The 25,317-nt window shown below is 65.9% G+C and carries 27 protein-coding genes and 2 pseudogenes; 7 read left to right on the top strand and 22 right to left on the bottom strand.

The features are described 5' to 3' along the window. Window positions 1–30: 30 nt before the first annotated feature. Window positions 31–942 carry a formyltetrahydrofolate deformylase gene (purU, locus tag ACLH0K_RS16045; protein ID WP_411374535.1) on the bottom strand — a complete coding sequence of 304 codons (912 nt, stop codon included), beginning with the start codon at window positions 940–942 and terminating at the stop codon, window positions 31–33. A gap of 123 nt (window positions 943–1,065) precedes the next feature. On the opposite strand from purU, the gene ACLH0K_RS16040 reads away from it, so the two are divergent. Further along, window positions 1,066–1,746 carry a GntR family transcriptional regulator gene (locus ACLH0K_RS16040; protein WP_411374534.1) on the top strand — a complete coding sequence of 227 codons (681 nt, stop codon included), beginning with the start codon at window positions 1,066–1,068 and terminating at the stop codon, window positions 1,744–1,746. Window positions 1,747–1,876: 130 nt separating this feature from the next. Further along, the gene (locus ACLH0K_RS16035; protein WP_411374533.1) at window positions 1,877–2,155 is read left to right on the top strand and encodes a hypothetical protein; all 279 of its coding nucleotides are present in this window, start codon (window positions 1,877–1,879) and stop codon (window positions 2,153–2,155) included. Between the two features lie 20 nt (window positions 2,156–2,175). Here the strand turns inward: ACLH0K_RS16035 and ACLH0K_RS16030 are convergent, their stop codons facing one another. After that, window positions 2,176–3,477 (bottom strand): LuxR C-terminal-related transcriptional regulator, encoded by a 1,302-nt coding sequence (locus tag ACLH0K_RS16030; protein WP_411374532.1) that lies wholly within the window; start codon window positions 3,475–3,477, stop codon window positions 2,176–2,178. A gap of 144 nt (window positions 3,478–3,621) precedes the next feature. Here ACLH0K_RS16030 and hxlB point away from each other — a divergent pair, with 144 nt between their 5' ends. Both hxlB and hxlA read left to right on the top strand, forming a co-directional pair. Then, window positions 3,622–4,206 (top strand): 6-phospho-3-hexuloisomerase, encoded by a 585-nt coding sequence (gene hxlB, locus ACLH0K_RS16025; RefSeq protein ID WP_411376500.1) that lies wholly within the window; start codon window positions 3,622–3,624, stop codon window positions 4,204–4,206. 52 nt (window positions 4,207–4,258) lie between these two features. Continuing rightward, complete coding sequence (gene hxlA, locus ACLH0K_RS16020; protein ID WP_411374531.1) at window positions 4,259–4,882, top strand: 3-hexulose-6-phosphate synthase; 624 nt, start codon at window positions 4,259–4,261, stop codon at window positions 4,880–4,882. Between the two features lie 175 nt (window positions 4,883–5,057). Here the strand turns inward: hxlA and ACLH0K_RS16015 are convergent, their stop codons facing one another. The 4 genes from ACLH0K_RS16015 to uraD form a co-directional block, all read right to left on the bottom strand. Further along, window positions 5,058–7,040, bottom strand: coding sequence for a BCCT family transporter (locus ACLH0K_RS16015; RefSeq protein ID WP_411374530.1), 1,983 nt, complete (start codon window positions 7,038–7,040; stop codon window positions 5,058–5,060). Window positions 7,041–7,528: 488 nt separating this feature from the next. Next, window positions 7,529–8,338 (bottom strand): IclR family transcriptional regulator, encoded by an 810-nt coding sequence (locus tag ACLH0K_RS16010; RefSeq protein ID WP_411374529.1) that lies wholly within the window; start codon window positions 8,336–8,338, stop codon window positions 7,529–7,531. A 78-nt stretch (window positions 8,339–8,416) separates the two neighbouring features. After that, window positions 8,417–8,755 carry a hydroxyisourate hydrolase gene (uraH, locus tag ACLH0K_RS16005; RefSeq protein WP_411374528.1) on the bottom strand — a complete coding sequence of 113 codons (339 nt, stop codon included), beginning with the start codon at window positions 8,753–8,755 and terminating at the stop codon, window positions 8,417–8,419. Next, window positions 8,752–9,249: a 2-oxo-4-hydroxy-4-carboxy-5-ureidoimidazoline decarboxylase gene (gene uraD, locus ACLH0K_RS16000; RefSeq protein ID WP_411374527.1), complete on the bottom strand. Its 498-nt coding sequence runs from the start codon at window positions 9,247–9,249 to the stop codon at window positions 8,752–8,754. The genes uraH and uraD overlap by 4 nt, the downstream gene beginning before the upstream one ends. 153 nt (window positions 9,250–9,402) lie before the next feature. Between uraD and ACLH0K_RS15995 the strand changes: the two are divergent. Next, window positions 9,403–9,510, top strand: a pseudogene (locus tag ACLH0K_RS15995) (hypothetical protein); the annotation flags it as partial. An 84-nt stretch (window positions 9,511–9,594) separates the two neighbouring features. Here the strand turns inward: ACLH0K_RS15995 and ACLH0K_RS15990 are convergent. Genes ACLH0K_RS15990 through ACLH0K_RS15975 form a run of 4 tightly spaced genes read right to left on the bottom strand, consistent with a single transcriptional unit; the run spans window position 9,595 to window position 13,415 of the window. Beyond that, entirely contained in the window at window positions 9,595–10,020 is a 426-nt protein-coding gene (locus ACLH0K_RS15990; RefSeq protein WP_411374526.1) for an ATP-binding protein, read from the bottom strand. Further along, window positions 10,013–10,345, bottom strand: coding sequence for an STAS domain-containing protein (locus ACLH0K_RS15985; RefSeq protein WP_411374525.1), 333 nt, complete (start codon window positions 10,343–10,345; stop codon window positions 10,013–10,015). Before ACLH0K_RS15985 ends, ACLH0K_RS15990 begins: the two co-directional genes overlap by 8 nt. After that, the gene (locus tag ACLH0K_RS15980; RefSeq protein ID WP_411374524.1) at window positions 10,345–12,306 is read right to left on the bottom strand and encodes a glycosyltransferase family 2 protein; all 1,962 of its coding nucleotides are present in this window, start codon (window positions 12,304–12,306) and stop codon (window positions 10,345–10,347) included. Before ACLH0K_RS15980 ends, ACLH0K_RS15985 begins: the two co-directional genes overlap by 1 nt. Further along, the gene (locus ACLH0K_RS15975) at window positions 12,303–13,415 is read right to left on the bottom strand and encodes a PP2C family protein-serine/threonine phosphatase (protein WP_411374523.1); all 1,113 of its coding nucleotides are present in this window, start codon (window positions 13,413–13,415) and stop codon (window positions 12,303–12,305) included. Before ACLH0K_RS15975 ends, ACLH0K_RS15980 begins: the two co-directional genes overlap by 4 nt. Window positions 13,416–13,625: 210 nt before the next feature. On the opposite strand from ACLH0K_RS15975, the gene ACLH0K_RS15970 reads away from it, so the two are divergent. Then, window positions 13,626–13,895, top strand: coding sequence for a hypothetical protein (locus ACLH0K_RS15970; RefSeq protein WP_411374522.1), 270 nt, complete (start codon window positions 13,626–13,628; stop codon window positions 13,893–13,895). Window positions 13,896–14,064: 169 nt separating this feature from the next. Here ACLH0K_RS15970 and ACLH0K_RS15965 read toward each other — a convergent pair whose 3' ends face one another. The 6 genes from ACLH0K_RS15965 to phnD all read right to left on the bottom strand — a co-directional run bounded on the left by ACLH0K_RS15965 (window position 14,065) and on the right by phnD (window position 18,858). After that, window positions 14,065–14,838: a matrix metalloproteinase-11 gene (locus ACLH0K_RS15965; protein WP_411374521.1), complete on the bottom strand. Its 774-nt coding sequence runs from the start codon at window positions 14,836–14,838 to the stop codon at window positions 14,065–14,067. Between the two features lie 71 nt (window positions 14,839–14,909). Continuing rightward, window positions 14,910–15,554, bottom strand: coding sequence for a TetR/AcrR family transcriptional regulator (locus tag ACLH0K_RS15960; protein ID WP_411374520.1), 645 nt, complete (start codon window positions 15,552–15,554; stop codon window positions 14,910–14,912). Beyond that, complete coding sequence (locus ACLH0K_RS15955) at window positions 15,551–16,309, bottom strand: tyrosine-protein phosphatase (RefSeq protein WP_411374519.1); 759 nt, start codon at window positions 16,307–16,309, stop codon at window positions 15,551–15,553. Before ACLH0K_RS15955 ends, ACLH0K_RS15960 begins: the two co-directional genes overlap by 4 nt. Next, window positions 16,306–17,160, bottom strand: coding sequence for a phosphonate ABC transporter, permease protein PhnE (phnE, locus tag ACLH0K_RS15950; protein WP_411374518.1), 855 nt, complete (start codon window positions 17,158–17,160; stop codon window positions 16,306–16,308). The genes ACLH0K_RS15955 and phnE overlap by 4 nt, the downstream gene beginning before the upstream one ends. Next, window positions 17,147–17,959 (bottom strand): phosphonate ABC transporter ATP-binding protein, encoded by an 813-nt coding sequence (locus ACLH0K_RS15945; protein ID WP_411374517.1) that lies wholly within the window; start codon window positions 17,957–17,959, stop codon window positions 17,147–17,149. Before ACLH0K_RS15945 ends, phnE begins: the two co-directional genes overlap by 14 nt. Continuing rightward, window positions 17,959–18,858, bottom strand: a complete 900-nt coding sequence (phnD, locus tag ACLH0K_RS15940) for a phosphate/phosphite/phosphonate ABC transporter substrate-binding protein (RefSeq protein ID WP_411374516.1) — start codon at window positions 18,856–18,858, stop codon at window positions 17,959–17,961. Before phnD ends, ACLH0K_RS15945 begins: the two co-directional genes overlap by 1 nt. A 214-nt stretch (window positions 18,859–19,072) precedes the next feature. Between phnD and ACLH0K_RS15935 the strand changes: the two are divergent. Next, window positions 19,073–19,811 (top strand): annotated as a pseudogene (locus tag ACLH0K_RS15935) (polyphosphate kinase 2). 12 nt (window positions 19,812–19,823) lie between these two features. On the opposite strand, the gene ACLH0K_RS15930 reads toward ACLH0K_RS15935, so the two are convergent. From ACLH0K_RS15930 to ACLH0K_RS15905, 6 genes are all read right to left on the bottom strand, one after another. Then, window positions 19,824–20,396: an N-acetyltransferase family protein gene (locus tag ACLH0K_RS15930; RefSeq protein WP_411374515.1), complete on the bottom strand. Its 573-nt coding sequence runs from the start codon at window positions 20,394–20,396 to the stop codon at window positions 19,824–19,826. A gap of 54 nt (window positions 20,397–20,450) precedes the next feature. Continuing rightward, window positions 20,451–21,449 carry an aldo/keto reductase gene (locus ACLH0K_RS15925; RefSeq protein WP_411374514.1) on the bottom strand — a complete coding sequence of 333 codons (999 nt, stop codon included), beginning with the start codon at window positions 21,447–21,449 and terminating at the stop codon, window positions 20,451–20,453. 110 nt (window positions 21,450–21,559) lie between these two features. Continuing rightward, a complete protein-coding gene (bcp, locus tag ACLH0K_RS15920; RefSeq protein WP_411374513.1) occupies window positions 21,560–22,039 on the bottom strand; it encodes a thioredoxin-dependent thiol peroxidase in 480 nt (159 codons plus the stop codon). A gap of 80 nt (window positions 22,040–22,119) precedes the next feature. Then, window positions 22,120–22,776, bottom strand: a complete 657-nt coding sequence (locus ACLH0K_RS15915; RefSeq protein ID WP_411374512.1) for a winged helix-turn-helix domain-containing protein — start codon at window positions 22,774–22,776, stop codon at window positions 22,120–22,122. Window positions 22,777–22,784: 8 nt separating this feature from the next. Beyond that, complete coding sequence (allB, locus tag ACLH0K_RS15910) at window positions 22,785–24,128, bottom strand: allantoinase AllB (protein WP_411374511.1); 1,344 nt, start codon at window positions 24,126–24,128, stop codon at window positions 22,785–22,787. Further along, complete coding sequence (locus ACLH0K_RS15905; protein WP_411374510.1) at window positions 24,121–25,317, bottom strand: glycerate kinase; 1,197 nt, start codon at window positions 25,315–25,317, stop codon at window positions 24,121–24,123. The genes allB and ACLH0K_RS15905 overlap by 8 nt, the downstream gene beginning before the upstream one ends.

The raw sequence follows: 25,317 nt of genomic DNA, 5'->3' as shown, positions 1-25,317 counted from the left end.
GTTGTTGTTCTGCTGGTTGCGCGGTGCCGGCTAGCGGAAAACCACGGTGCTGGTCTCGTCCAGCAGGACCCGGTGCTGGCAGTGCCACCGGACGGCGCGGGACAGGGCAAGGGCTTCGGCATCCTGGCCAACGGTGGCCAGGGTGCTGGGGCCGTAGCTGTGGTCCACGCGGATGACTTCCTGCTCGATGATCGGTCCCTCGTCCAGGTCGGCGGTGACGTAGTGGGCAGTGGCACCAATCAGCTTGACGCCCCGTGCGTGTGCCTGGTGGTAGGGCTTGGCACCCTTGAAGCCGGGGAGGAAGGAGTGGTGGATGTTGATGGCGCGGCCTTCCAGGGCGCGGCACAGGTCGTCGGACAGGACCTGCATGTAGCGTGCCAGCACGACGAGGTCGACGTCGTATTCCTCCACGAGCTCCAGCAAGCGGCGCTCGGCGTCGGCCTTGGTGTCCGGGGTGACGGGAATGTGGATGAACGGCAGGCCGGCGGCCTCGGCCATGGCGCGGTGGGTTTCGTGGTTGGAAACCACCAGCACCAGTTCGCCGCCCAGGCTGCCGCCGCGCCAGCGGAAGATGAGGTCGTTGAGGCAGTGCCCGAACTTGGACACCATCACCAGGACCCGCTGTTGGGTCTGGTCGTGGAAGCTGAACTTCATGTCGAAACGGTCGGCGATCGGACGGAACTCTTCCTCGAGCATGTCCGGGGTGTAGGCCGGGGAGCCGGAGAACGCGGTGCGCAGGTGCAGCGTCTCACGAAGGCTGTCATCGAACTGCTGGTGCTCGTCGATGTTGAAGCCGCGGTCGAACAAGAACGTTGTGACGGCCTGGACAATGCCGGCGCGCTCGCCGCATGACAGGGTGAGCACGAATTTCTGGGTCTGCTGCTGCTCCTCATCGAGCTTCGGCAGTGTGGCGGTCGATGCTGCGGTTTCCACAAGGGTCATGTCGCCCTCCTCCTTTAGATATATTCCTGAACATCGGACTGATATATTAGCTTGTTGATCAGCGTATACTGGTCCCTGAGTGAGGTCAACAGTTTTTCCGGGTTCAAAGAAAGAGGTTCTGCGGTGGCGTTCGAAACTTTGGCAGTCTCGGAAGATACCGGCAGGAAGTCGCTCGCGGATGTGGCCTACGAAAGCATCCGGGACAGGCTGTTGATGCTCGACATCAAGCCCGGGGAACTCTTGAACGATGACGCCCTGGCCAAGGCGCTCGGAGTCGGCCGCACCCCTATCCGGGAGGCCCTGAAGCGCCTGGAGCTGGACCGGCTGGTGGTCACCTATCCGCGCAGGGGCACTTTCGCCACGCGTGTGGACGTCACCGACCTCTCCTACATCTCGGAAATCCGCGCGCAACTGGAACCCCTTGCTGCCGCCCGTGCCGCGCGCGTGGCTTCCGAAGCGGTAAGGGCACACCTGCAGGACGTACTCGACGAAGTGCAGGCGTTCGACGTGCAGGCGGCCTCGGTCGTCGAGACGCTGCAGCTGGATGCCCGGGTCCACCAGGGAATGTATGCAGCTGCCGGCAACCCGCACTTGGAAGACATCCTGATCCGTTATGACAACCTGGCCACCCGCATATGGTGCATGGTGATGGACCGGCTGCCGGATCTGTCCCTGCACGTGCACGAACACGTGAACCTGCTGCGGGCGATTATCGACGGCGATGAGGACAAAGCCGCCGACCTGGCAAGGGTCCACGTTAGCGGCTTTGAACATGCCGTGCGGGAGGCGCTTTTCAGCGCCTAAGGGCAGGGGTGGTCCGCACCATCGTTGACACTCGATGTGACGTGGACCATACTTTCCTTCGTATCTGATATATCAACCAAATATCAGTATTTCGTGCGGGTCCGCCCGCGTCACACCACCGGAGGATAATGTGAGCCCAAGCGCACCCACCGTAGAAGAATCCACCGCGGATCCCGGCGTCGTCGACAAGACGGGCCACCGCATCAAGAAGGGCAGCGGCGTGGGGCTGCGTCCCGACTGGGCCAAACTTCCCGGTCATACGGTGGAAGTCTGGCTCAGGGGTGAGCACGTGGCCACGGGCGTTGTTGACCAGGCGGCGGAGGACGACTCTGTCCTGTGGCTCGCAGGCGCCGGGGCGGATACCCGCCGCCTTTTCGACAAGGGCACCGGCTACCAGGTGTGGGTGTAGCCCCGCCGCGGCCGCTGCCTTTACCGAAGGCCCCGGCTGTGGGCGAGGGCGATCGCTTCGCTCCGCGACGCCACCTGCAGCTTCCTGAAGAGGTTCCGGACGTGGAACTTCACCGTGTTCTCACTGATATTCAGTGCAGCCGCAATGTTGCGGTTCCGCTGTCCTGCTGCCAGCAGCTGAAGTACTTCCAGTTCCCTGCTTGCGAGGTTCCAGCCTGAAACGTCCCCGGGCGCGGCCGGCGCGTCGAGGGGAAGGGTAACGGAGATATCAGCTCCCCAGCCCTGCATCAGGTCAATCTCCATCCGACCCGCAAGCGCCTGCACCCGGCGCTGCAGCCTGCCCATGGCCGGAGCGTCCGTCGACAGGCCGCCGTTGCCGTCGTCCCTGACGTTGATGAGCAGATTCTCACCGTCGCAGTCCCACTGCGTGCGGATGCGCCGGACCTCCGGTTGTTCCATCATGGCCAGCAACAAGCCCCGGACAATGGCCCTGGCGGCTATGGCAACCTCTCCGGGCAGTGCCCTGCCGTTCAGGGGCGGCTCGATGAACTGCACTTCGATCCCGCTGAATCTCGTGAGCGGGCGCAGGTCGTCCCGCAGCCGCTCAAAGGCCGATGCCACCGGTTCCTCGATCAGGTCCGTTGTCCTGTCGTTATGGGTGCGGAGCTCAACCAGGGCCCTTGCCGCCACGTCCGTGACGGAGGCCCGTGCAGCAGCATCGTCCAGGGCGGAGGACCGCGCGGCCGCGAGGAGCGTTTCGAGTGTGGTGGAATGCAGGTCCACCAGCTCGCTGGTAACCCTCAGCCGCTCCGCCGAGGCTGCCCGGGACTCCACCAGGTAGGAGGGAGCGGCATCGTTAACCTTCTCCTGGATGCGGTGGGCGGTGAGGTCCCACAGATACCGGACCATATCAAGGGAGTCTGCTTCGCTGCCTGCTGCCCCGTCCGGGCAGGTGATGACCAGGAGCGCGTTGCTCGGCGGATAGGTCAGGGCCAGCACCCGGCGTTCCCTGCCGGCTATCAGGGCTGTTCCCGACCAGGCGGCCTCCCCGTCAAGTGATGACCTGAGGTGCTGCAGTTCCGCGATGGACACCTTGGCCACCACCTCCGCGGACCCCGCCTTCTTCTGCGGCCGCCCAGTGCATTCCTCGGTGAAGATGACCAGGGCGTCCCCGCCCGCGAACGGCAGGACCGCCTCCCGCAAACGCTCGGCGATCCTGCCGAGCGGCGCATCTGCAATCCGGGCTATGGCGTTGAGGAGCGGCCAGGGCGGCGCCGGTTCAGGCAAATGGGCAGGAGCTATCGACGTCGAGAACCCGGTCATGCAGCAAGCCTAAGCGACCGGCCAGGGCAGCGACTACCGGAAAGGGTAGTTGGAACCATCCGTTATTGGCGTTTTGCCTACCCCAAAGGCGCAGGACGATGGAGCAAGGCCCACACAAGAGGAGGATTAGTGAACTCGACCGTCATGACCGAGCCCGGCTTGGAGGTAACCCCGGAAGCTGTCGCCGGCAATGTCGCCCTCGTCCTGGAGGAGATCACCAACACCGCCAAAGCCATCAACGAAGAGCAGTTGGCCGCCGTTTCCGCGCTGTTGGGACGGGCTGACCGGATCTTCGTTGCCGGCGCCGGCCGCAGCGGCCTGGTGTTGAGGATGGCCGCCATGAGGCTCATGCACCTCGGCTTGAATGTCCATGTGGCCGGGGACACCACCACCCCCGCGATCCGCGATGGCGACCTGCTCCTGGTGGCGTCCGGTTCCGGCACAACCTCCGGGGTGGTCAAGGCTGCAGAGACCGCAGCCAAGGCACAGGCACGGATAGCTGCCTTTACCGCAAACCCTGGTTCTCCGCTCGCAGGACTGGCTGACGCCGTCGTGGTTGTTCCTGCCCAGCAGAAGACCGACCACGGTTCCGGTGTATCCCGCCAGTATTCGGGCAGCCTGTTCGAGCAGGTGCTCTTCGTGGCGGCCGAATCCCTGTTCCAGTCCTTGTGGGACGCCGCTGACGTGACCGCCGAACAGCTGTGGCTGCGGCACGCCAACCTCGAATAGATCCGTCCGCGACCCGCCGGACAAAACCCCTAACAACAAGAAAGCAGAACCATTGAAACTTCAGGTAGCCATCGACCTCCTGACCACCGCGGACGCCCTCGAGCTTGCCGGCAAGGTTGCTGAGTACGTCGACATCATCGAACTGGGCACCCCGCTGATCAAGGCCGAAGGCCTCTCCGCCATCACCGCAGTGAAGCAGGCCCACCCGGACAAGCTCGTTTTCGCCGACATGAAGACCATGGACGCCGGCGAACTCGAAGCCGACATCGCCTTCAAGGCCGGGGCCGACCTGGTGACCGTCCTGGGCAGCGCGGACGATTCCACGATCGCCGGTGCCGTCAAGGCGGCCAAGGCACACAATAAGGGCATCGTGGTGGACCTGATCGGCATCGCGGACAAGGCCACCCGCGCCAAGGAAGTCCGCGCCCTGGGTGCGAAGTTCGTCGAGATGCATGCCGGCCTGGACGAGCAGGCCAAGCCAGGCTTCGACCTGAACGGCCTCCTCCGGGCAGGTGAAGAAGCACAGGTGCCCTTCTCCGTTGCCGGCGGCGTGAACGCCAACACCATCGCAGCCGTCCAGGCCGCCGGTGCCGACGTCGCCGTTGCAGGCGGCGCCATTTACGGCGCTGCTGACCCCGCCCTGGCCGCCAAGGAACTCCAGGCCGCCATCAACTGACCCTTTTCTTTCAAAGCAGCGGCGGCCCCACCTGCAGAAGGTGGGGCCGCCGCTCTGTTGGCACCGGTAACTTCCGCCTGTAAGCCAGCCATCGGCTCGCCTGTGGGAACAACAAAAATCCGGCCCTGGTGGGTTTCCCACCAGGGCCGGATTTTGCTTGACTGCGGTTTGTCGGTTACTTGCGGTCTGTGTCCTGCACCGTACTGCCCCCGTGGCAGCCCTCCGGGTCCGGGCACTTGTCACCGCAATCGTGCCGGGTGACCAGGTCGAACTGGACGCCGCGGTGCTGCTCCACGCCGGTCTTGATGGCCCGCTCCACCACGGAGGTGGCGAGGCGGCGGCGCAGGGACAGCGGATCGCGCCGCAGGTCCTTGGCCAGGGCGAAACACAGCAGCAGCATGACCACCACGAAGGGGAGCGCCGCCACGATAGTGATCCGTTGCAGGCCGGACAACGCCTCGGAGGGCTCGTTGCCGCCCGCCAGCAGCATCACAGCCGCCACGGCTCCGGTCAGGGTGCCCCAGAAGATGACCAGGCCGCGCTTGGGCTCGGAGGCACCGTTTGAGCTCAGCGAGGACATCACCAGGGAGGCCGAGTCGGCGCCGGTGATGAAGAAGATGGCCACCAGCACCATGGCCAGGACGATGACAGCCGCGGTGAGCCAGGCCGGCATGGAAAGGTTCTTGACCAGGTTGAAGAGGGCTCCGTCGAAGTCGATGGAGGCCACTCCGTCGGTCACGGTCATCAGGCCCGGCTGGTTAGCCTTGTCGGCTTCCTGCTGGATGTTGAAGGCCGTGCCGCCGAAGATGCCGAACCAGATCACGCTGACGATGCTCGGCACCAGCAGGACGCCGGTGACGAACTGGCGGATGGTGCGGCCGCGGCTGATGCGGGCGATGAACATGCCAACGAAGGGCGTCCAGGAAATCCACCAGGCCCAGTAGAAGATGGTCCAGCCGGACATCCATGCCCGGAGCGCCTCGTCACCCACGGCCTCGGTCCGGGAGGACATTGTTGCCAGGTCCCGGGCGTAGTCCCCGACGGCGGCCGGGATGAGGTTGAGGATGAACAGCGTGGGGCCTGCAACGAAGACGATCAGGGCCAGGATGACGGCCAGGACCATGTTGATGTTGGACAGCCACTGGATGCCGCGGCTGATGCCGGACACCGCCGAGGCCACGAAGCAGGCCGTGAGGATGGCGACGATGGCAACGAGTACCGGGGTTCCGATTTCGCCCATCCAGCCGTTGGAGGTCAGGCCGCTGCCGATCTGCAGGGCACCCAGTCCGAGGGATGCGGCCGTGCCGAAGAGGGTGGCGAAGATGGCGAGGATGTTGATGAACTTCCCCACCGGTCCTTCCACCGTCCTGATGCCGAACAGGGACGTAAAGGCGGCCGAGATCAGCTGCTTGCGGCCCAGCCGGTAGGTGCCGTAGGCCATGGCAATGCCAACCACCGCGTACATGGCCCAGGGGTGCAGGGTCCAGTGGAAGATGGACGTGGCCATAGCCGTCTGGATCGCAGCCGGGGTGCGGCCGTCAACGGTCCCGGGCGGGGGAGTGATGAAGTGGTACAGCGGTTCGGCCACGCCGTAGAACATCAGGCCGATGCCCATGCCCGCTGCGAACATCATCGCAATCCAGGAAACGGTGCGGAACTCGGGCCTTTCCCCGTCCTTGCCCAGGGGAATGTTTCCGAACTTGCCAAGGGCCAGCCACAGGACGAAGACAACGAAGAGGGAGGCCAGGACCATAAAGAGCCAGCCCGTGTACTCCATGACCCAATCCAGGGCGGCTGTAGATGTAGCGGAGAGGCTGTCCTTGCCCAGGAATCCCCAGAGCACGAAGGCGACGGCGATGGCGCCCGTGATTCCGAAGGTGGCCTTGTCGAGGGTGAGCTTCCGGTTGCGGCGTTCGGAGACTGCCTGTTCGGTTTTGGTTTGGCGCAGCTCCTCAAGGATCTGCTCGTATTCTTCCGTTTCCGGCGGGACGGATGTCCCGGTTTCTTCCGGCGTTGCCGCTGCCGGGCCGGAGGGGTTGGCGGCGGAAAGCTCCTTGTCGGTGCTTCCTGTTGCTGGTTTCCCGGGAGCTTCCAGCGGATCGTTCTCCGCGGGCGGCTCCGAGGATTTAGGGGATGTTATTTCACTGTTTAGAGCCATGAGCGGGTCCTTTGCTTGGCTTGTCATGGGCTTGGGGGTTGTAACGGCCGGTAGGCGTAAGTCCGGGCGAAGGTTAGGGGCTCCGTCCGGTGGGATGACCTGGTGGTGCCGCCGACGCCGTCGCTAGCTAATACCGCGGCATCTTTAGCATGGGAAACGGCTATGGCGGAGTTCTATCCAGCCGTACTGCCTCCCCCGGGGCAAGTTCACTGAGCAGGCAGGCTCTGTGCAAGGTGCACCTCTTTTGTGTCAGGTCTTATTCGTTTATCCGGGCCCGAAAGCCCCAGTGGGGAGGTGTTCCGCAAGAATCAACAGATCTCGCGCTAAGCAACAGAGTGGCTTACGCCACAATCAAAAGTCAAGGTTTTTGGGCAGTTCCGCTGTAATCGTTGACACATACATGGGGCAACCCCGTAACGCGAAAAGGGCATCCCGCCGGGTATTACCAGGCGGGGTGCCCTTTTTCTGTTGGCCGAATCAGTACCGGATCAGCGCCGCGTGTACCCCATGTTGGCGCTGACCTGAAGGCCCGCTTCCTTGAGCGTTTCCACCAGTCCGGGTATCTGTTCGGGGTCGAAACGGAACGCCGGGCCGGAAATGCTGAGGGCGCCGACCACCGTGCCCTGGTGGTTGAAGACAGGCACGGCGACGGCGTTGAGGCCAATCTCAAACTCCTCGCGCACCACGGCGTAGCCCTTGCCGGCCGCCTCCAGCAGGTGCTGGTCGAGTTCCTTGCGGCTGGTGATGGTGCGGGAGGTGCGGGCCGGCAGCCCGGTCTCTTTCAGGATCCGGTCACGTTCGTCGGCGGTCAGGGCGGCCAGCAGGATCTTGCCGCTCGAGGTGGCATGCAGGGGAGTGAGGCTTCCCACCCAGTCGTAGGTGGCAAGCGTGGAAGGTCCCATCGCCTGGTCCACATTCACGGCGAAGTTGGACCGCAGGACGGCGAGGTTGACGGTTTCCTTGAACTCCTCGGCAAGGCTCTCCAAAACGGGCCGCGCTTCGTGCACCAGGCTCAGGCGCCCCGGAATGGAGCTCGCCAGCCGGAGGATGCCGAAACCCAGCTGGTACTTTCCCCGCTCGCTGTTCTGGTGGACCATGTCCCGGCTCACCAGCGAGCCCATCAGTCGTGAGACCGTTGATTTGTGGATGCCCATCTCTTCGGCGATCTCACTGACGCCGGCGTGGCCGTCCCGTGCCAGGATCTCCAGGACCGTCAACGCGCGTTCCACCGACTGCACGCCGCCGCTCTGACCACCCTCGGTGTCGGTATCGGGTTCCGGTTCATTTTTAGGAGCCATACTTCCTGATCCTATGCCGGGAAACGTGACCGTCGTGACATTGCGTTAACACGGTTGACCCTTAATCGACGTGTGGGATCAGCTGCCGCGGTAGGTGGAGTACGCGAAGGGGCTCAGCAGGAGCGGAACGTGGTAGTGCTCGCTGCCGGTCACCTCGAACACCAGGTCAACTTCAGGGAAAAAAGTGGCTGTCTGCAGGCCGGCGTAGTACTTTCCCGTGGCGAAGTTGAGCTTGTAGTGGCCGGGTTCCAGCTGTTCCGGGCCCAGGTCCTTTGCCCTGCCGTCCGCGTCGGTGGTGGAAGCTGCCAGCTCCTGCCAGGTGCCGCCGTCGTTCCTAGAAAGCACGACGGCGACCCCCGCCGCCGGGCGTCCGGCACCTGTGTCGAGGATGTGGGTGGTGACGTGGGAGATGCTCATTCGGTGATCAGTCCTTCCAGTCGCAGTACGGCAATTTCACGCAGCTGCCGCGCCACGATGGCGTCTTCCTGCGCGGGGGAGTTGGTGAGCCGCTCGTTCAGGGACTGCAGGATCTCCGGGGCGGTGCGTCCGGCGGCGCGGATGAGGAAAACGCGGCCAAACTTCTCCTCGTATTCCCGGTTTCCTTTGGCGAGCGCTTCTGCGGCCGCGGCATCCGCAGGGTCAACCCCGGCCTGCTCGGACCGGGACATGGACGCCTCGGCGGTGGCCGCCGTCGGGCGTTCCCCGATCCTTGGATGGTGGGCCATGGCAGCCTCAACCTCGTCCGGGGTGAAGGGCTCGGCGGCGGCGGACGCGAACGCGAGAAGGTCCTCCTTGCTCGCGAACGGACGGGCCGCCGCAACTGCATCCACCCACCGGGTCACGTCAATGCACGGCCGGAGTGTGTCCGCGGCTTCAGCATGGTTCGCGGCGTTAAATTCGGCAAGCTTCATGCGCTTGTTCCTTGTGGCAAATGCTGGCATCCATGGTGACGGCTATGCGGACGCCGGACAGCCCGGCACTCTCCAGCGAACAACGCAACCAGAAAGCTTCCGCATCATGGAACTGTTATTTCAGCATACGTAATATCTAAAGCCAGACAGCGAATGGTGTCAAGAGAACACAGCACACCCCGATATCATCACGGAAGGACCAGGCGGAAGTCCCGACACCCGATCAGCCACGACCTAAGGGCACCCCTCACCACCATCCGGGGTTACCTGGAGCTTGCGGAGGATGAGCCGGAGATTCCCTGTCGAAACCGGGTTTCGAACAACTCAACCACCGGCCAGGGCCGTTTAATCCTGGGACGAGGTGCGGGACAGGACCCAGGTGTTGGTTCCGTCCTGCCGTTCGAACGTGACGGTGGTGACCAGCGCTTCGATCAGTGCCAGTCCGCGTCCCGATTCGGCTTCTTCACCCGGATCCATCGGCTCCATGGGACCGAACGGCGGCTTGGCGTTGTACGCGCTGACGCGGGCCTGCAGCAGCGTGGGCTGGACGGTGATGTCCACGCCCAGCTCCACAGGCTCCCCGCCAGCCGGCTCCGCGTGCTGGACGATGTTCGACGCTGACTCGATGACCGCCGTCGTAAAAGTCATCTGGTCCAGGTCCTGCACGAACGGGACGTCCAGCCACAGGCTGTCCAGATCGTTGTGGATGGCTTCGATCGCGTCTTCGGCGGCCGGTCCCCGGAAGCTGCGTGAGGCAAGGACGTCAGTCATTGCTGAAAGCCTCTTCCGCCGAATCGTAGGCCGTGAGGACCTTGTCCATGCTGGTCAGCTGCAGGACCATCTTGACCTGCGGCTGGACGGCGGCGATCCGCAGGTCGCCGCCGGCCTGGCGTGCGGCCTTCAGGCAGCCGATGAGCGCGCCCAGCCCGGAGGAGTCCATGAACGCGGTCTTTTCCAGGTTGACCACGATCCGGTTGGAACCGCCGGCGATAACGTCGGTGACGAACTCGCGCAGCTTGGGCGCGGAGACCATGTTGAGCCGCCCTTCCGCCTTGACCTCCGCATACGAATCTCGCACTTCGTAACTGAATTCCATCAGGACTCCTTTTCTGTAGCTGCGGTATCTGACGCCGGGACGTAACCCTTGTAGAGCACTGCGCGGACCAGGATGCTCATGACCACCAGGTCGAAGATGACCCAGGCGACGTTCACCAGGGTGCCGAGGCGTTCGGCCAGGCCGGTGGCCAGGCGGATGATTCCGACGACGGCGGCCACGGCCAGCAGCACGGACACCACGATTTGGGGCCGGATCAGGCTCCAGCTGGGTCCGCCGCTCTGGCGGGCCTTAGGCGTGACGGCGAACCCGAGGGGACGCCCGAACCAAACGTTCTTGGCCGCCGTCGAACACGCCTTGATCCAGGTGGGGAACAGCGCCAGGCTGTACTGCTGCCCGCGCCACGTGGGGATGCCCCGGCCGGCGACGGCGAACAGGATCTGGTTGACCACCATGAACGGGATGAACCGGATAAAGAAGTCCCAGCTCAGGCTGGTGACCGGCAGGATGCCCAGCAGCAGGTAGATGATGGGGGCGGCGAAGTAGATGACGGCCGCATACCCGCTGAGGTAGGTCCACATGGTTGCGAAGTACATCAGCCGCTGGCCGATCTTCAGGCCCTTTTGCACCAGGGGGTTTTCGCGGAGCAGCACCTGGATGGTGCCCTGCGCCCAGCGGAGGCGCTGGGTGAGCATGGTCTTAAGGTCCTCCGGTGCCAGGCCGTAGGCGAGGATCTCGTGGTGGTAGACGCTCTGCCAGCCCATGGCGTGCATCCGCATGGCGGTGGCCATGTCCTCGGTGACGGAGATGGTGGCCAGCGGCATCACGGGCTGGGCTTCGTCGTTGCGCTCGACCGAGAGTGCGTCCAGGACGGCCTGCACGGATTCCAGGGCACCCAGGGGAGACCAGTCGCGGCGCGACATACGCTGCACGGCGTCATCGGCAACCACGGGCACGCCGGCCTCGCCCACATGGGCGAGTTCCATGGCGGCAATCTCCTCCAGGTCGGCCTGCAGGGCCTCGACGTCGGCCTGGACCAGGGTCTGTACGGCGGCATCGACGCGGCGGCGGACACGGTATGTGATCTCGCTGAGCGGCTCGCCGGCCTCGAGTTCCTTCTGGGCATCGCGGGTGGCTGCTTCCACCTCGTCCAGCACTTCCGCCACCAGCGGGGTGTCCATGTCCGCGGACTTCCGCGCCTTCCTGATGGCTGCCTGCGAGGCGGCCAGGGCGCGGCGGATGCCCTTTTCTGTTTCCTTGACGTAGCCCACCAGGCCCAGCTGCATCAGGGCCTCGCGGCGCAGGATGGCGTTGGAGCCGCAGAAGAATGCGGCGTTCCAGCCGTCCTTGCCCTGCTGGATGGGGCCGTAGAAAAGCGGTGCCTGGCTGCCGAGCGGATCGTCGCCGGGGACGTTGCTGAAGTACTGGGGCGTCTGTACCAGGGCAACCCGGCGGTTGTTGAAGTAGCCAAGCGTCTTTTCGAGGATGTCCGGCTCCGGGATCTGGTCCGCGTCCAGGATCAGGAGGAACTCGCCGTGCGTCTGCATGAGCGCGTTGTTGAGGTTGCCTGCCTTGGCGTGCCGGGGAAGGTCCGGGGTCCAGTCGCCGCTGCGGGTGACGTAGCCCAGCCCGTGTTTTTCCGCCAGCGCCTTGAGCTCCGGCCGGTTGCCGTCGTCCAGGATCCACGTGCTGTGCGGATGCCGGATTTTCTGGGCCGCCAGCGCGGTGGTCATCACCATGTCCATGTCTTCGTTGTAGGTGGTGATGAAGACGTCCACGGTGGCGTCCGGCGGTGGTGGCGGGGCGCCCTTTCGGATCTTGAGCCGCCAGACGGTCATGCCGAAGAGCATGACGTCGATGAGGCTGTAGGTTTCGGCGATCACCAGCGGCAGGGCGATCCACCAGGCTTCCCAGTTGAGGGATGCCAGCCAGCGCCACGTGATGTAGTTGACGCCGGTGATGACGGTCAGCACCACCACCAGGCGGGTCCAGAAGCGGGTCACGCGGTGACCACCTCGGGCAGCCTGCGGACCACAACCACTGTGACGTCATCTTCCGCTGTTTCCGCGGGGGCAAGGGCCAGGATGGCGCTGCTGGCGGCCTGCGCGGACTCGTTCGCCCGGGTGGCGGCCAGGACGGCTTCCGTGAAGTCCTCCACCTCATCGAACACGTCCAGGACACCGTCGCTCACCACTACCAGGGAGTCGCCGGGCGCAAGTTCCAGGGCGGACTGCGGCCATTCCATTCCCGGCCAGGCGCCGATGGGCGGACCTGCGGAAGGGAGGCGGTCAGCTGTCCCGCCTGCCTGGACGTGCAGCGCAAGGCCGTGTCCGGCGTCGACATAGCTCACCTTGCCGGACGCCGCGTTGAGGCGGGCGTGGAACAGAGTGACAAAGGAGTTGGAGGAATCCAGGTCCGTGGCGATGGCCTTGCTGGCGGAGGCGAAGGCGGCGTCAAGGTCTTGCCGGTGGCCGGTGGAGCGCATGACGGCGCGGACCGTGGCGGCGATCAGGGCGGCGCCCATGCCCTTGCCCATCGCATCGGCGAAGGTGAGGTGCAGCCCGTCCGCGGTCTGGTACCAGTCGTAGAAGTCGCCGCCCACGCTGCGGGAGGGGCGGAACAGCCCGGCCACGTCGTAGCCCTCCACCCGGATGTCCTCCTTGGGCAGCAGGCTTTGCTGGACCTCGGTGGCCCGCTGCAGCTCGTTCCGGACCGCGGTCTCCGCGGCAGGGTTGGGCCGCCGGCGGAACAGGGCATTGATGCGGGACTGGAGCTCGCGGGGGCTGAAGGGCTTGCTGATGTATTCATCGGCGCCGTTGTCCAGGCCGGTCAGCTTGTCCAGTTCATCGGCGCGGGCGGTCAGCATGATGATGAAGGCATCCGAGAATTTCCGGAGCAGCTTGCAGACCTCCAGGCCGTCCAGGTCCGGCAGGTTCAGGTCCAGGGTCACCAGGTCCGGCTGGAGGCGGCGGACTTCCTCCACCCCGGGCAGTCCCGCGCCCACCGGGGAAACCTCGAAGCCCTGCTTCTGCAGGACACGCACCAGCAGCCCCCGGATGTCAGGGTCGTCCTCGATGACAACGGCACGTCGGCTTTCGGAGGTTGAGACCATAGCTCTACTTCTACCCCATTAACCGCAAGGGGGCATGTCACAGGGGCCGCGCCAGGGCCTGGCAGGATCTTGCGTCAATCTTGGCTCCTGCTTGCCCGGACGTTGAGGAAGGTTCGGGACACTCGAAACGGGAACAGCTTCCGGGGCAGTGGAAAGGTCGACGGCGACCCTGCCTGAAGCGGAAGGCTTGCGGGAAAGCGGGGCAGCCACATGGAAAATATCGCCGACAAGGGCAGGGCGCTGCTGCGCCTGTACCTCCATTCGCGGAAGGTGCGGGCCGCGGCAAAGGCGCTGGCCGCGGCACTTGCCGAATCGCGGGAGGTTTCCAGCTGGCCGGGCGACCGGCTGCCGGTGGGCGCGGCGATGTCAGACCAGGTTGAAAGGCTGACGCGCCGGCTGAAGCTGGAGACCGAGGCCCACAACCGGCTGGAGGCGCTGTTCAGGTCTGTGGATGCGGGCCGTTCCGCCGCAGCGGTTTAGGTGCGACACTTAGGAGCAATCGAGTGGCTGGGGGAGACAGTCAGGAGATTGCAGTGCATTGGTATACCGGGTGGGCGTATCTGATCGCAGGACTTATGACCGTAGACGCGCTGCTCTTGGCGCTATGGGCCATCGACGAGGACTGGCCCGGCAAATGGTGGAAGAAACCCTAGCCGCTGGTTGACCGCGCAACGGGCTGCAGGGCGGACGGAACTGCTCCCGCGCCATCCAGGACGAATGAACCGCTGTAGCTGTAGGGATGGACCAGGCGGATCGGCGTGCCGTTGATATTGGTCAGGTGGCCGCTCCATGCCAGGCGGTACAGTTCCTTCAGGTCGCCCAGGTCCGCGTCCGTGAGTTTGCTCATCGACCCGTAGTTCATGATGGTGAACGGTTCGTGGGTGCCGAAGATCTCCGACGGCCAGGCCGTTTCACGGACGTTGGCGAAGAAGTGCCGCAGGCCGAAGACGTGCCCGAACTCGTGAATCATCGTCTCAATCTGTTCTTCGCGGACCTGCTGGAACATGGTGGGGTAGATGGTCAGCTGGTGCCGGCCGCCGTCGGGGAAAAATGCACTGGCCAGGACGCAGCCCGCAGGAGTGCAGTCCGGCGCGTTCCGCAGGACGATCTCGAAATCCCACAGGTCGTCGTCGCGGGTAAACCTCACCGGCGCGGCTGAACCCCACCGCAGCAGCGATTCACCCATCAGGCCGCCTACTTCCTGCTTGCTCTGTTCCGGGTTGGGGGCCAGCGCGAAGGAGCGCTCCTGGAAGCGCCATTTCAGGATGGTTCCGGCGTGCCACAGCGGGACGAATCCCTCCGTGGCATCGACAACTATCTCGCTGGGCGGGCGTCCCCCGGGGGTCGCGTGCCCGCGGCCCTCAGTGGCACAGACGAAGCCGTCAGCGATGCGGTGTAGCAGGTCTTCGGCAGCCGATTCCATAATTCTCCCTGGCCTTGGTTGGTCCTGAAAGGGAATTTCCGGGTTACGTCGGCAGGCTAGGAAAGGGGCCGTTACGGCGGCGTTACCGCCACCATGCCCTGCCACGCCACGTCCAGGGCCGCCCGGCACCGTCCCCTGGTGGCCGGACCGTCGAAGCTTTCGCCGCGCACCACGAGCTGGTAATAGAAGACCCCGGCAATCAGGTCGAAGCAGGCGTCCGGGTCAAGGTCGGGCCGCAGCTCGCCCTCCTCGATGCCGGCCCGCAGGGCGTTTACTATCGGGGCGCGGCGCCGGGAAACGTGGGAGGTCCAGTACATCCGCTGCAGGCTGCGGTCGCTCATCGCCAGGCGGATGCGTTGCCGGAACCGCTCTTCGGGGTAGTCCACCGGACCGGACCCGGCGGTTGCGCCGCCGAGCAGGGCATCCATGACGGCCTCCCGCAGGTTGCCGCCGGCCGGAATTGCCGGAGGCATCTCACGGCCCACGTCAAGTGCCGCCGCGGTCAGGGCCGTCAGTGAGGGCCAGCGTCGGTAGAGCGCCGCGCGGCTGACCCCGCTGCGTTCCACAATCCGTGCCGCGGTTACTTCCTCTTTGGCGTCAATGAGTTCCAGCGCCGCAGCCAGCACCTGGCCGTCGAGGCCTTCGTTCCGGGGCCGGCCGGGGCCCCGGCGCGCAGTGCGCTCCGGAGCCCCTGTGCCTGGCAGCTCCGTGGTCATGCCAGAGCCCTTTCCCACAGGCGGTTCATGATCCCGTCGTCCAGGCCGGCCGCGCGCAGGGGCGCCAGCGCATCGCCATGGCGTTCGCGCAGCCGGGCCAGCATGGTGTGCATGGAGATGTCCATCGGCTGGTCCGGGAAGCTCACTGCCATGGCGTCCAGGTCGAAGCCGAGCCGGGCCATCAGCGCGCCCATGGTTGGCCGCATGCGCTGCATGATGGCCGGCATGTTGGCGTGCGTGCGGGCGTAGTCGGCCACAATGTCATCGTCCTCGGAACCAAGCGCCAGCAGCAGCACTGCGGCGAGGACTCCGGTCCGGTCCCTGCCCGCTGCGCAGTGGAAGGCGGTGGCGCCGGGCGCAAAGGCGATGATCCCGAGGGCGGTGGTGAGCTGGGCAGCCGCTCCTTCAACCATCCGGGCGTACATCTCGCCCATGGCGACGTGTTCGATCACCCGCGTGCCGCCGTCGGACATTCCCGCCCTGATGCTCTCCATGAGCGGCAGGTGGTGGTAGGCCACCGGGTGCCCCGCGAGGGGACCCCGGCCGGTGAGCGCGGCCTCGTCGTGCGTGCGGAGATCAATGACCGCCGCCAGCCCGGCGTCGACCAGCATGCCTGCATCCCGCTCCGTGATGACTGACAGGTCATCGGCACGCAGGGCGAGTCCGTCGCGCAGGACGCCTCCCGCGATGGGAGTGCCGCCGAGGTCGCGGAGGTTGACCGGGGCGCTGAGTTCGATGTCGATGGTGGTTGTCATGTGATCTTCTTCCTGATGAGGGCGCTGCCTTGGTCGATGACCGTGACCAGCACGATGATGCAGATGATGATGGCGCTGAGGTGTCCGTAGTCGTACATCCGCATGGCGGTGGTGAGTTCAAGTCCAATGCCGCCGGCTCCCACCAGGCCAAGGATGGTGGCGCCGCGGACGTTGCCTTCGAACAGCAGCAGGGAGTAGGACACCAGCAGCGGCGCGGCCTGGGGAAGGATGCCGTACTGGATCACCTGGCGTTTGGAGGCACCCACCGCCTGCATGGCGACGATGGGGCCGCGGTCCACGGACTCCATCGCCTCGGCAAAGATCTTCCCGATAGACCCCAGGGATCCGAGTGTCATGGCGAGGATGCCGGCGAACGGGCCGAGTCCGACGGCGGAGACGAACATCAGCGCGAACACCAGGTCCGGGACCGAGCGGATGACGTTCATGATCCACCGGGCGGGGTAGTAGAGCCAGCGCGGGGCGATGTTGGACGCCGCGGTGAACGCGACCAGCAGCGACAGCACGGCGCCGAGGACGGTTCCCACGATCGCCATCTGCAGCGTTTCCACCAGCAGGGCAACGATGGTTCCGGACTTCGAAAAGTCGGGCGGGAACAGCCGGGACAGGAACTCGCCCATGTTCACGGTTCCTTCGCCGAGCTTGGCGAAGTTGAACTCGGCGCCCCGGAAGGACCAGACCAGCACAATCAGCGCCAGCGGGATGCCGGCGAGGAACCGGGCACGGGGTACCGAAAAGGCGCGTTCCAGCCGCAGCCGTTCGGCGTGGTCCAGCTGCCCGGAAGGACCTGCCGGGGCAGGGCCGGTTGCCGGTTTGGGGTCAGTGGTGGTCACGGGAGGTCCCTTCCTCGTCGTAGAGTCCTGCAAGTTTGTCCGCATCAAGGCGGGACACCGGTGCGGAGACCAGCATCCGGCCCTGCCGCAGCCCCACCACGCGGTCACAGTGCTCGAGTGCAAGGGGCAGCACATGCAGGCTCACCAGGACGGGAATGCCGTCCCGGGTGGCGATTTCGCGCATCAGTTGCAGCACTGAGCCGGCGAGCTTGGGATCCAGCGAGGCCACGGGTTCGTCAGCAAGGATGACGCGGGGCTGCTGCATCAGCGCCCGGGCGATGGCGACGCGCTGTTGCTGGCCGCCGCTGAGGGCACGGGCGGGCTCCTTGGCCTTGTGGGCGATGCCGACGCGGTCCAGGTACTCCATCGCCTGGCGGCGGTGCCGGCTGCTGAAGCCCCCCGCGAGATTGAGCGGCCCGGCGTCGTGCAGGGCGCCGGTGAGGACGTTGGTAAGGACGCTGAGGCGGGGAATGAGGTTGAACTGCTGGAAAACCTGCCCGACGTCGGAACGCAGCTTGCGCAGGTCGCCCCGCCGGAGGTTCGTGAGGTCGTAGCCGGCCACACGGGCGGTGCCGCCGGTGACGGGCGCGAAACCTGTGAGGCTTTTCATGAGCGTCGACTTGCCTGACCCGGACGCCCCGAGCAGGGCCACCATCTCGCCGGGCCGCACGTCCAGGTCCACGCCGGACAGGACCGGCTGGGCACCGTAGGCGACGTCAAGGTTGCGCACCGAGACCAAGGGGAGGGCCTGCCGCATTTGACCGGTATCCGGTGCGGCGGACGAAACAGGGGCGGTCATCAGCCCAGGTCCTCAAGCTTCACGTCGGCAACCGCAGCAATCTCGGCGAAGGAGTCGAAGATGGCCGGATCGGGGTCCATGATTTCCTCGAGGCCGATAAAGCCCTTGCCCAGGGCGCCGAGTGCTTCCGCGTTTTCCTCGGAAAACACCTTGGGAAGGGCGTCCTGCAGCGCTGCGCGGGTCTCGGCGTCGAGGGACTGGCGGGAAAGGACGCTGCCCATTACGTCCATGGCAGGGCTTTCGCCGATGCCGCGCCACTCGCCCTCGGCGAACGGGAACATGGGCGCGCCGAGTTCGGTGAGCATGACCGCGGTGCAGGCCGCGTCCACCTGCCCCTGCTTGAGTGCGGCGAAGCTGCCCTCATGGCCGCCCGCGAAGATTGCCTCGTAGTCCTCGCCCTTCTTCAGTCCGGCCTCGTCCAGCATGTACACCGGCATGAAGTAGCCGGAACTCGAAGCCTGGTCTGCGAAGGCCACGGTCTTGCCGCGGAGGTCTTCGAGCCGCTGGACGGGCGAATTGTCCAGCACCACGCAGGTGGAAACGGGATCGTCGCTGCCGGCCCAGGCCATCAGCGAGTCCACCTCGCCGGTGTTCACGGCCAGGGCGGACGGGAAGCCGCTCATAATGCCGATGTCCACGTGGTCGCCGCGGATGGCTTCCACCACGCTGAGGTAGTCGGGCACGTCGGTGACCTCCACGTCGCGGCCGGTTTCCTTCTCCAGCAGCCCGGCGAATGCCTCGATGGGGTTCGCCTGCGTGGGATCGTCTCCGAGCGGAATGGTGGCAATGGTGATGGGGGCCTGAACGGCGCCGGCAGGTTCGATGGGGGATGCCTGGCAGCCGGTCAAGGCGATCGCGGTGCCAAGGATGCCGAGGGCAGGCAGGAAACGGTAGCGCATGGTGTCCTTCAGGGGATGTTGGGGTTTCGAGAACACCGTTATCAAAACTGCGCCGCGCAACGGGAAATTACGAGAACGCCGTACTGCAAATCAAACGCCAGGTGAACAATCCGGTGTCCGGCTCCGGCGTGGGCGTGTTCTCCTGCCGGTTACCTTCCGTTGTTAAACTGCGGCCCGTCCAGCCCCTGGACGTGGACCAGATTGAGGAGCACGAATGACGCAGCCGCCAATGCCATTGATACCCAAGGACGAATGGTGGGTGCGGGACAACCTCCGGCAGACCATCGACGACCTCGTGGAGCTTGGCTATACGGTGAGCGGTGGGCAGGGCGACGATCCGGAGCTGATTGATCCGGGCGGATCCGCGGTGGAGACGTGGCGCGACGACTACCCCTACCCGGAGCGGATGACCCGGGACGAATACGACGTCGGGAAGTACCTGCTGCAGATTGAGCTGCTGAAGTTCCAGTACTGGGCCCAGGACAACGGGCTGAAGCACGTCATCGTCTTCGAGGGCCGCGACGCCGCCGGCAAGGGCGGAACGATCAAGCGGTTTACGGAACACCTGGATCCCCGGTCCGCCAGGACAGTAGCGCTGGGCAAACCGTCCGACCGCGAACAGGGCCAGTGGTACTTCCAGCGCTATGTCCAGCACCTGCCCACGGCCGGCGAGATCGTGATGTTCGACCGCTCATGGTACAACCGGGCCAACGTGGAGCGGGTCATGGGATTCTGCACGGAAGACGAATACAACATTTTCATGAACCAGGCGCCGGTGTTCGAGCAGATGCTGGTGGACGCCGGGATCCATGTCACCAAGTTCTGGTTCTCGGTCACCATGCATGATGCGCTACTTCCTGAACCAGTTCGACTATGAGGGCAAGGACCCGTCCGTGGTCCACGATCCGGATCCGCTCCTGGTGCAGCGCGGCCGGGACGCGGTGGGAGATTAGGTTCTCTGGAAATTAGGCGAGGTCCAGCCGCATCAGCACGCGCGGGAACCCGTTCAGCACCGACCCGGTGTCCGCGGCCTTGGTGAAGCCGGCGTCCTCGAAGAGCTTGCGGGTGCCCACGTAGGCCATGGTCAGGTCCACTTTTGATCCCGCATTGTCCACGGGATAGCCCTCGACGGCGGGCGCCCCGTAGGAGCGGGCGAAGTCCACCGCCCCTGCCAACAGGGCGTGCGAGATGCCCTTGCCGCGGTGGCCCGGACGCACGCGGATGCACCATACGGACCAGACCTCCAGGTTGTCCACATGCGGGATTTTACGGTTCCCGGCGAAGGTGGTGTCGGCGCGGGGGTGGACGGCCGCCCACCCCACGGGCTCGCCGTCGTCGTACGCCAACACGCCCGGCGGCGGATCCTGTGCCACCAGTTGCTTTACCAGCTCGCCGCGTTCGGGCCCGTGCAGTGCCTGGTTCTGCTTGGAGGGGATCCGGTAGCTCAGGCACCAGCAGACATTCGCGTCGGGCCGCTTTGGCCCCACCAGCGCCTTGACGTCTTCAAAAGCGGTTGCGGGACGCACCTCGATCGCCATGACGCCCATCCTGTCACCGCCGCCGGTAACGGGCAACGGATCCGGCGGCGGCACTCAGGCGGGCAGGAGGCCCCGGTCCTGCAGGTCCTGCCACAGCTCCTGCGGAACCTCCGCCGCCATGCGCTCCGCGCTTCCCGTGATCTGCTCGGGCTTGCTGGCGCCCACCGTGACGTTCACGACTGCGGGGTGCCGGAAGGGGAACTGGATGGCGGCAGTGGGCAGTTCCACGCCGTGCTCCTTGCAGATGTCGGCCAGCTTCCGTGCACGCGACAGGATCTCGTCGCTGGCCTGGGAGTAGTTGTAGTGCGCGTCATCCGGCAGCTCGGGTTTGGCGAGGATGCCGGAGTTGTAGACGCCCACGCTCACCACTCCGGTTTCCAGTTCCCGGCAGCGGTCCAGCAGGCCGGCGCCCGGGCGCCCGTCCGATCCAGGCTGTTCCAGCATGGTGAACCTGCCGGCCAGCATGAGCAGGTCCAGGTCGGCTGCTTCCACGCACTCCATGGCGGCGCCGGCCGTGTTGGTGCCGACGCCGATGGCCCGCACTAGCCCCTCGGCCCTGACCTTCTCGAGCGCGGGCAGCGCCGTCTTCACGGCGTCCTCCATGCTGTAGACGTCCGGATCGTGGAGGTAGGCGATGTCGATGTAGTCCAGGCCCAGCCGTTCCAGCGAGTCCTCGATGCTCCGCCGGACCCCTGCCTCGGACGGGTCCCATTCGCGCCGGAGGGTGGCGGGGACGTCGAAGCCGTCGGGGTCTTTCGAGTCCTGGGTTGCCGGCGACGGGACCAGGACCCTGCCTACCTTGGTGGACAGGACAAACTCCTCCCGCGGCTTGTCCTTGAGGATCTCCCCGATGCGCCGCTCGGACAGGCCCAGTCCGTAGTGTGGTGCCGTGTCGAAGTAGCGGATGCCGGCATCCCAGGCCGCCCGGATGGTTGCCGCCGCCTGCTCATCGGAGATCGCCCTGTACAGGTTCCCCACCCCGGTGCCGCCAAAACCAAGTTTCCCCATCCGGCCGCGCAGCTGTCCCTGATTGTTGTCCACTGTGTGCTCCATGCGGTGCCCTTACCCACAATGGCCGAAGCCTAAAAGGGCGCTTAATGCCGAACGCTCCTGCAGTTCGCACTGCAGGAGCGTTGGCGGAAAGGTCATTGAACAGGGGGAGACTAGATCCCCAGGGCTTCCTTGAGGGCTGCAACGTGGCCGTCGGCCTGGACCTGGTACTGGGCCAGGGTGACCTTGCCTTCGGGGTCCACCACAACTGTGGAGCGCACGATGCCCTCGACAATTTCGCCGTTGACCAGCTTCTCGCCCCAGGCGCCATAGGCCAGGGCGACGGCGTGGTCCTCGTCGGAGAGCAGCGGGAAGGTCAGGGAGAAGTCGCCGCTGAAGCCGGCCAGGGCCTCGGGGGCGTCGGGGGAGATGCCGATGACTTCGTAGCCCTTGCCCTGCAGGGAGGCCAGGCTGTCGCGGAAGTCGCAGGCCTCGGTGGTGCAGCCGGGGGTGGCTGCCTTGGGGTAGAAGTACACGATGACGTTCTTGCCACGATAGTCGGCCAAGGCGGTCTCGCGGCCCTGGACGTCCTTGAGGGTGAACTCAGGGGCCTCGGTTCCGGGCAGCAACCTGTTGGTCAGGGTGGGGCTCATGGTGTTCCTTTGGAAGGGTCGGTCAATAATGGCCAAGCATCTAGTGAAGCGGTTTCACGCTCAGTGGTACAACTCCGGCGTCATATGCAGTATTCCGCCGGGCCGCGGACGGTGGCGTTTTTGCCGGGCACAAACTGGTATCCGCCGCCGCGGACGGTGGCGACTGCATGGCGCGAGTTGCCCAGTTTCCGCCGGATCCGGCCGACGTAGACATCGATGGACCGGGCCGTGGCGCCGGGGAAGTGCAGGGACTCCAGGAACTCCTGCAGTTCCTGGCGTCCCACCGTGCGGGACAGGTGCGTCACCAGGTACCGCAGCACCTTGAATTCGACGCCGGTGAGCGGCACGGGCCGGCCGTCCAGCAGGACCACGTCGGCTGCCAGGTCCACGGCCATGCGGCTGACGGGGCCGGCCGACGGCGGAAGCCGGGTGCCGCCGTCGTCGTCCTCAGGTGCCGCGGGAGGAAGACCCGGCGCCTCCGCCGCGGAAGGAGTGCGGGAGGAGTAATCTGCGGCTCCTTCCGCGGCGGATGTGGGAGCTCCGGCAGCAGGCCAATGGACTTCCGCCTCCGGAGCAGTCTGCAGGGCCCTGGCGAGGACCAGTTGGGCGGCCTGGCGCAGGAGTTCCGGGCTGGTGCCTTCCGCCGGCACCACCCAGACGGCCAGACCCCGCGCGGCAGCCTTGGGAACCATCCTCGGCCGGTGCGCCGGCCGCGGATGATGGACTTCCACTGCCACGGCGGGGCCTATACGCCGCCGCGGCGGATCAGCTTGCCCGTGGGGGTCTGGCCGTCCACCACGGCACCGCGCAGGAACGTCTTGCGCACCACGCCGGAGAGGGTCTTGCCGTCATAGGGGGTGATGGGGTTCTTGTGCTTGAGCTTGGAGACGTCCACCACGAAGGCCTCATCAGGGGCGAAGACAGCGAAGTCGGCGTCGTAGCCCAGTGCCAGCTGCCCCTTGTTGGTGAGGCGGGCCAGTGCAGCGGGCTTCTCCGCCATCCAGGAGACCACCTGCTCCAGCGGGATGCCGCGGTGCCGGGCCTCGCTCCAGATCAGCGACAGTCCCAGCTGAAGTGACGAGACCCCGCCCCAGGCCACGGCGAAGTCGCCGTTTTCCAGGTCCTTCAGGTCAAGGGTGGAGGGGGAGTGGTCCGAGACGATGCAGTCGATGGTACCGTCCAGCAGGCCCTGCCACAGCAGTTCACGGTTGGAGGCCTCACGGATGGGCGGGCAGCACTTATAGGCGGTGGCGCCGTCGGGGATTTCCTCTGCCATCAACGTGAGGTAGTGCGGGCACGTCTCCACGGTGAGCTTGACGCCGTCGCGTTTCGCGGAGGCGATCATGGGCAGCGCGTCCGACGACGACAGGTGCAGGATGTGCGCACGTGCGCCGGTCCAGCGGGCCCGTTCGATGACCTCGGCGATGGCCTTGTTCTCGGCGCCTCGCGGGCGTGAGGCCAGGAACGTTTCGTAGTGGTCTCCGCCGGGGTGGGGTGCGCGGTCGATGGCGTGGGAGTCCTCGGCGTGGACGATCATGAGCGAGTCGAAGGACTTCAGCTCGGCCATGTCCTCTTCCATCTCGTCCGCGTCCAGGTGCGGGAACTCGTCCACGCCGGAGTGCAGGAGGAAGCACTTGAAACCGAAAACGCCGTCGTCGTGCAGCGGGCGCAGGTCCGCCTTGTTGCCGGGGATGGCGCCGCCCCAGAACCCGACGTCGATGAACGCCTGGTCCTCGGCCACCTCGCGCTTGAGCTTGAGGTTGGCCACGGTGGTGGTGGGCGGGACGGAGTTCAGCGGCATGTCGATGATGGTGGTGACGCCGCCGGCCGCGGCCGCGCGGGTGGCGGAGGCGAAGCCTTCCCATTCGGTGCGGCCGGGCTCGTTGACGTGGACGTGGGTGTCCACCAGGCCGGGCAGCAGGGTTTCGTCATCGGCCAGTTCGATGACCTCGGTACCGGCCAGGCCGTTGCCGAGCGGCTCGATGGCGACGATCTTTCCGTCGCGGACGCCCACTTCACGCGGGGCGATGCCGGCGGTGGTGAGGATGCGCTGGCCCCGGATGACCAGGTCAAAACGTTCTTCAGACACGGAGGTCCTCCTTGGTGCTTGGGGTGCGGGCAAGCCTGCCGGCTGCCAGCCTTCCACTGATCTGGGTGCCCAGCTGTTCCAGAAGCGGTCCAGCTTCTGATATGCACCTGTTTACATCGCTTTCGAGTTCGGTCAAAGAGTAGACGTCCTCGAATCCGGCTTCCGCCGCCTGGTGGTGCTCCAGGGTGGTCCGGCCGCAGACGGCGATGACCGGAACGCCCTGGCCTGCCGCGGCCCGGGCGACACCCATGGGCGTCTTGCCCAGCAGGCTTTGCTCGTCCAGGCTGCCTTCACCGGTGATCACCAGGTCGGCCCCGGCAAGGCGCTCGGCCAGTCCGGTGAATTCGAGGACGACGTCGATGCCGGGCCGCCGGGTTGCGGCCAGGGCCGCGATGGCGGCATAGCCCACGCCGCCGGCTGCACCGGCTCCGGGGGCCTCGGCAGCCTTGACGGCGCGGAATCCGATTTCCCTGGCCAGGACTTCGACAAACCTGGCCAGGGCGGCGTCGAGCATGCCGACGTCCTGTTGTGTGGCACCCTTCTGCGGGCCGAACACCGCCGCGGCGCCCTGGGCGCCCAGCAGGGGGTTGTCGACGTCGGATGCCAGCACAAAGCGTGTGTCCACGAGGCGGGGTTCAAAGGTTGTGAAGTCGATGCTGTGCAGGTTGGCCAGCGCCGCTCCGCCCGGTGGAAGTTCATTGTTCCCTGCGTCCAGGAACCTGGCGCCGAGCCCCTGCAGGAGCCCTGCGCCGCCGTCGGTATTCGCACTGCCCCCAACGCCCAGCACGATGCGGCGGCAGCCCGCGTCCAGCGCGGCCCGGATCAGCTGGCCGGTGCCCAGGCTGGTGGCGGTGGTGGCGTCCGTTGTGTCCGGCCGCCCGCCCTTCCGGACGTTTGGAACCAGCGCCAGCCCGGAGGCAGCGGCCATCTCGATGACGGCCTCGTGTCCCCGGACTGCGAACTCCGCCTCCACCTGCTGCCCGGTAGGTCCGGTGACGAGTGCCGTGCGGCGGGCGAAGCCCGAGCCGACGGCGGCTTCGAGGGTGCCCTCGCCGCCGTCGGCCACCGGAATCCCGACCACGTCAAGGTTGCCGCCCGCTCCGCGCTGCAGGCCCTTTTCCAGGTGGCTGCAGACTTCGGGAGCGGAGAGCGAGCCCTTGAACTTGTCCGGGGCAATCACGATCCGCAT

This window comes from Arthrobacter sp. MPF02 (genome assembly GCF_046605375.1).
Lineage (GTDB): Bacteria > Actinomycetota > Actinomycetes > Actinomycetales > Micrococcaceae > Arthrobacter.
Note: the sequence above shows the minus strand (reverse complement) of the source record. Positions and strands in the feature narration are given on the sequence as shown.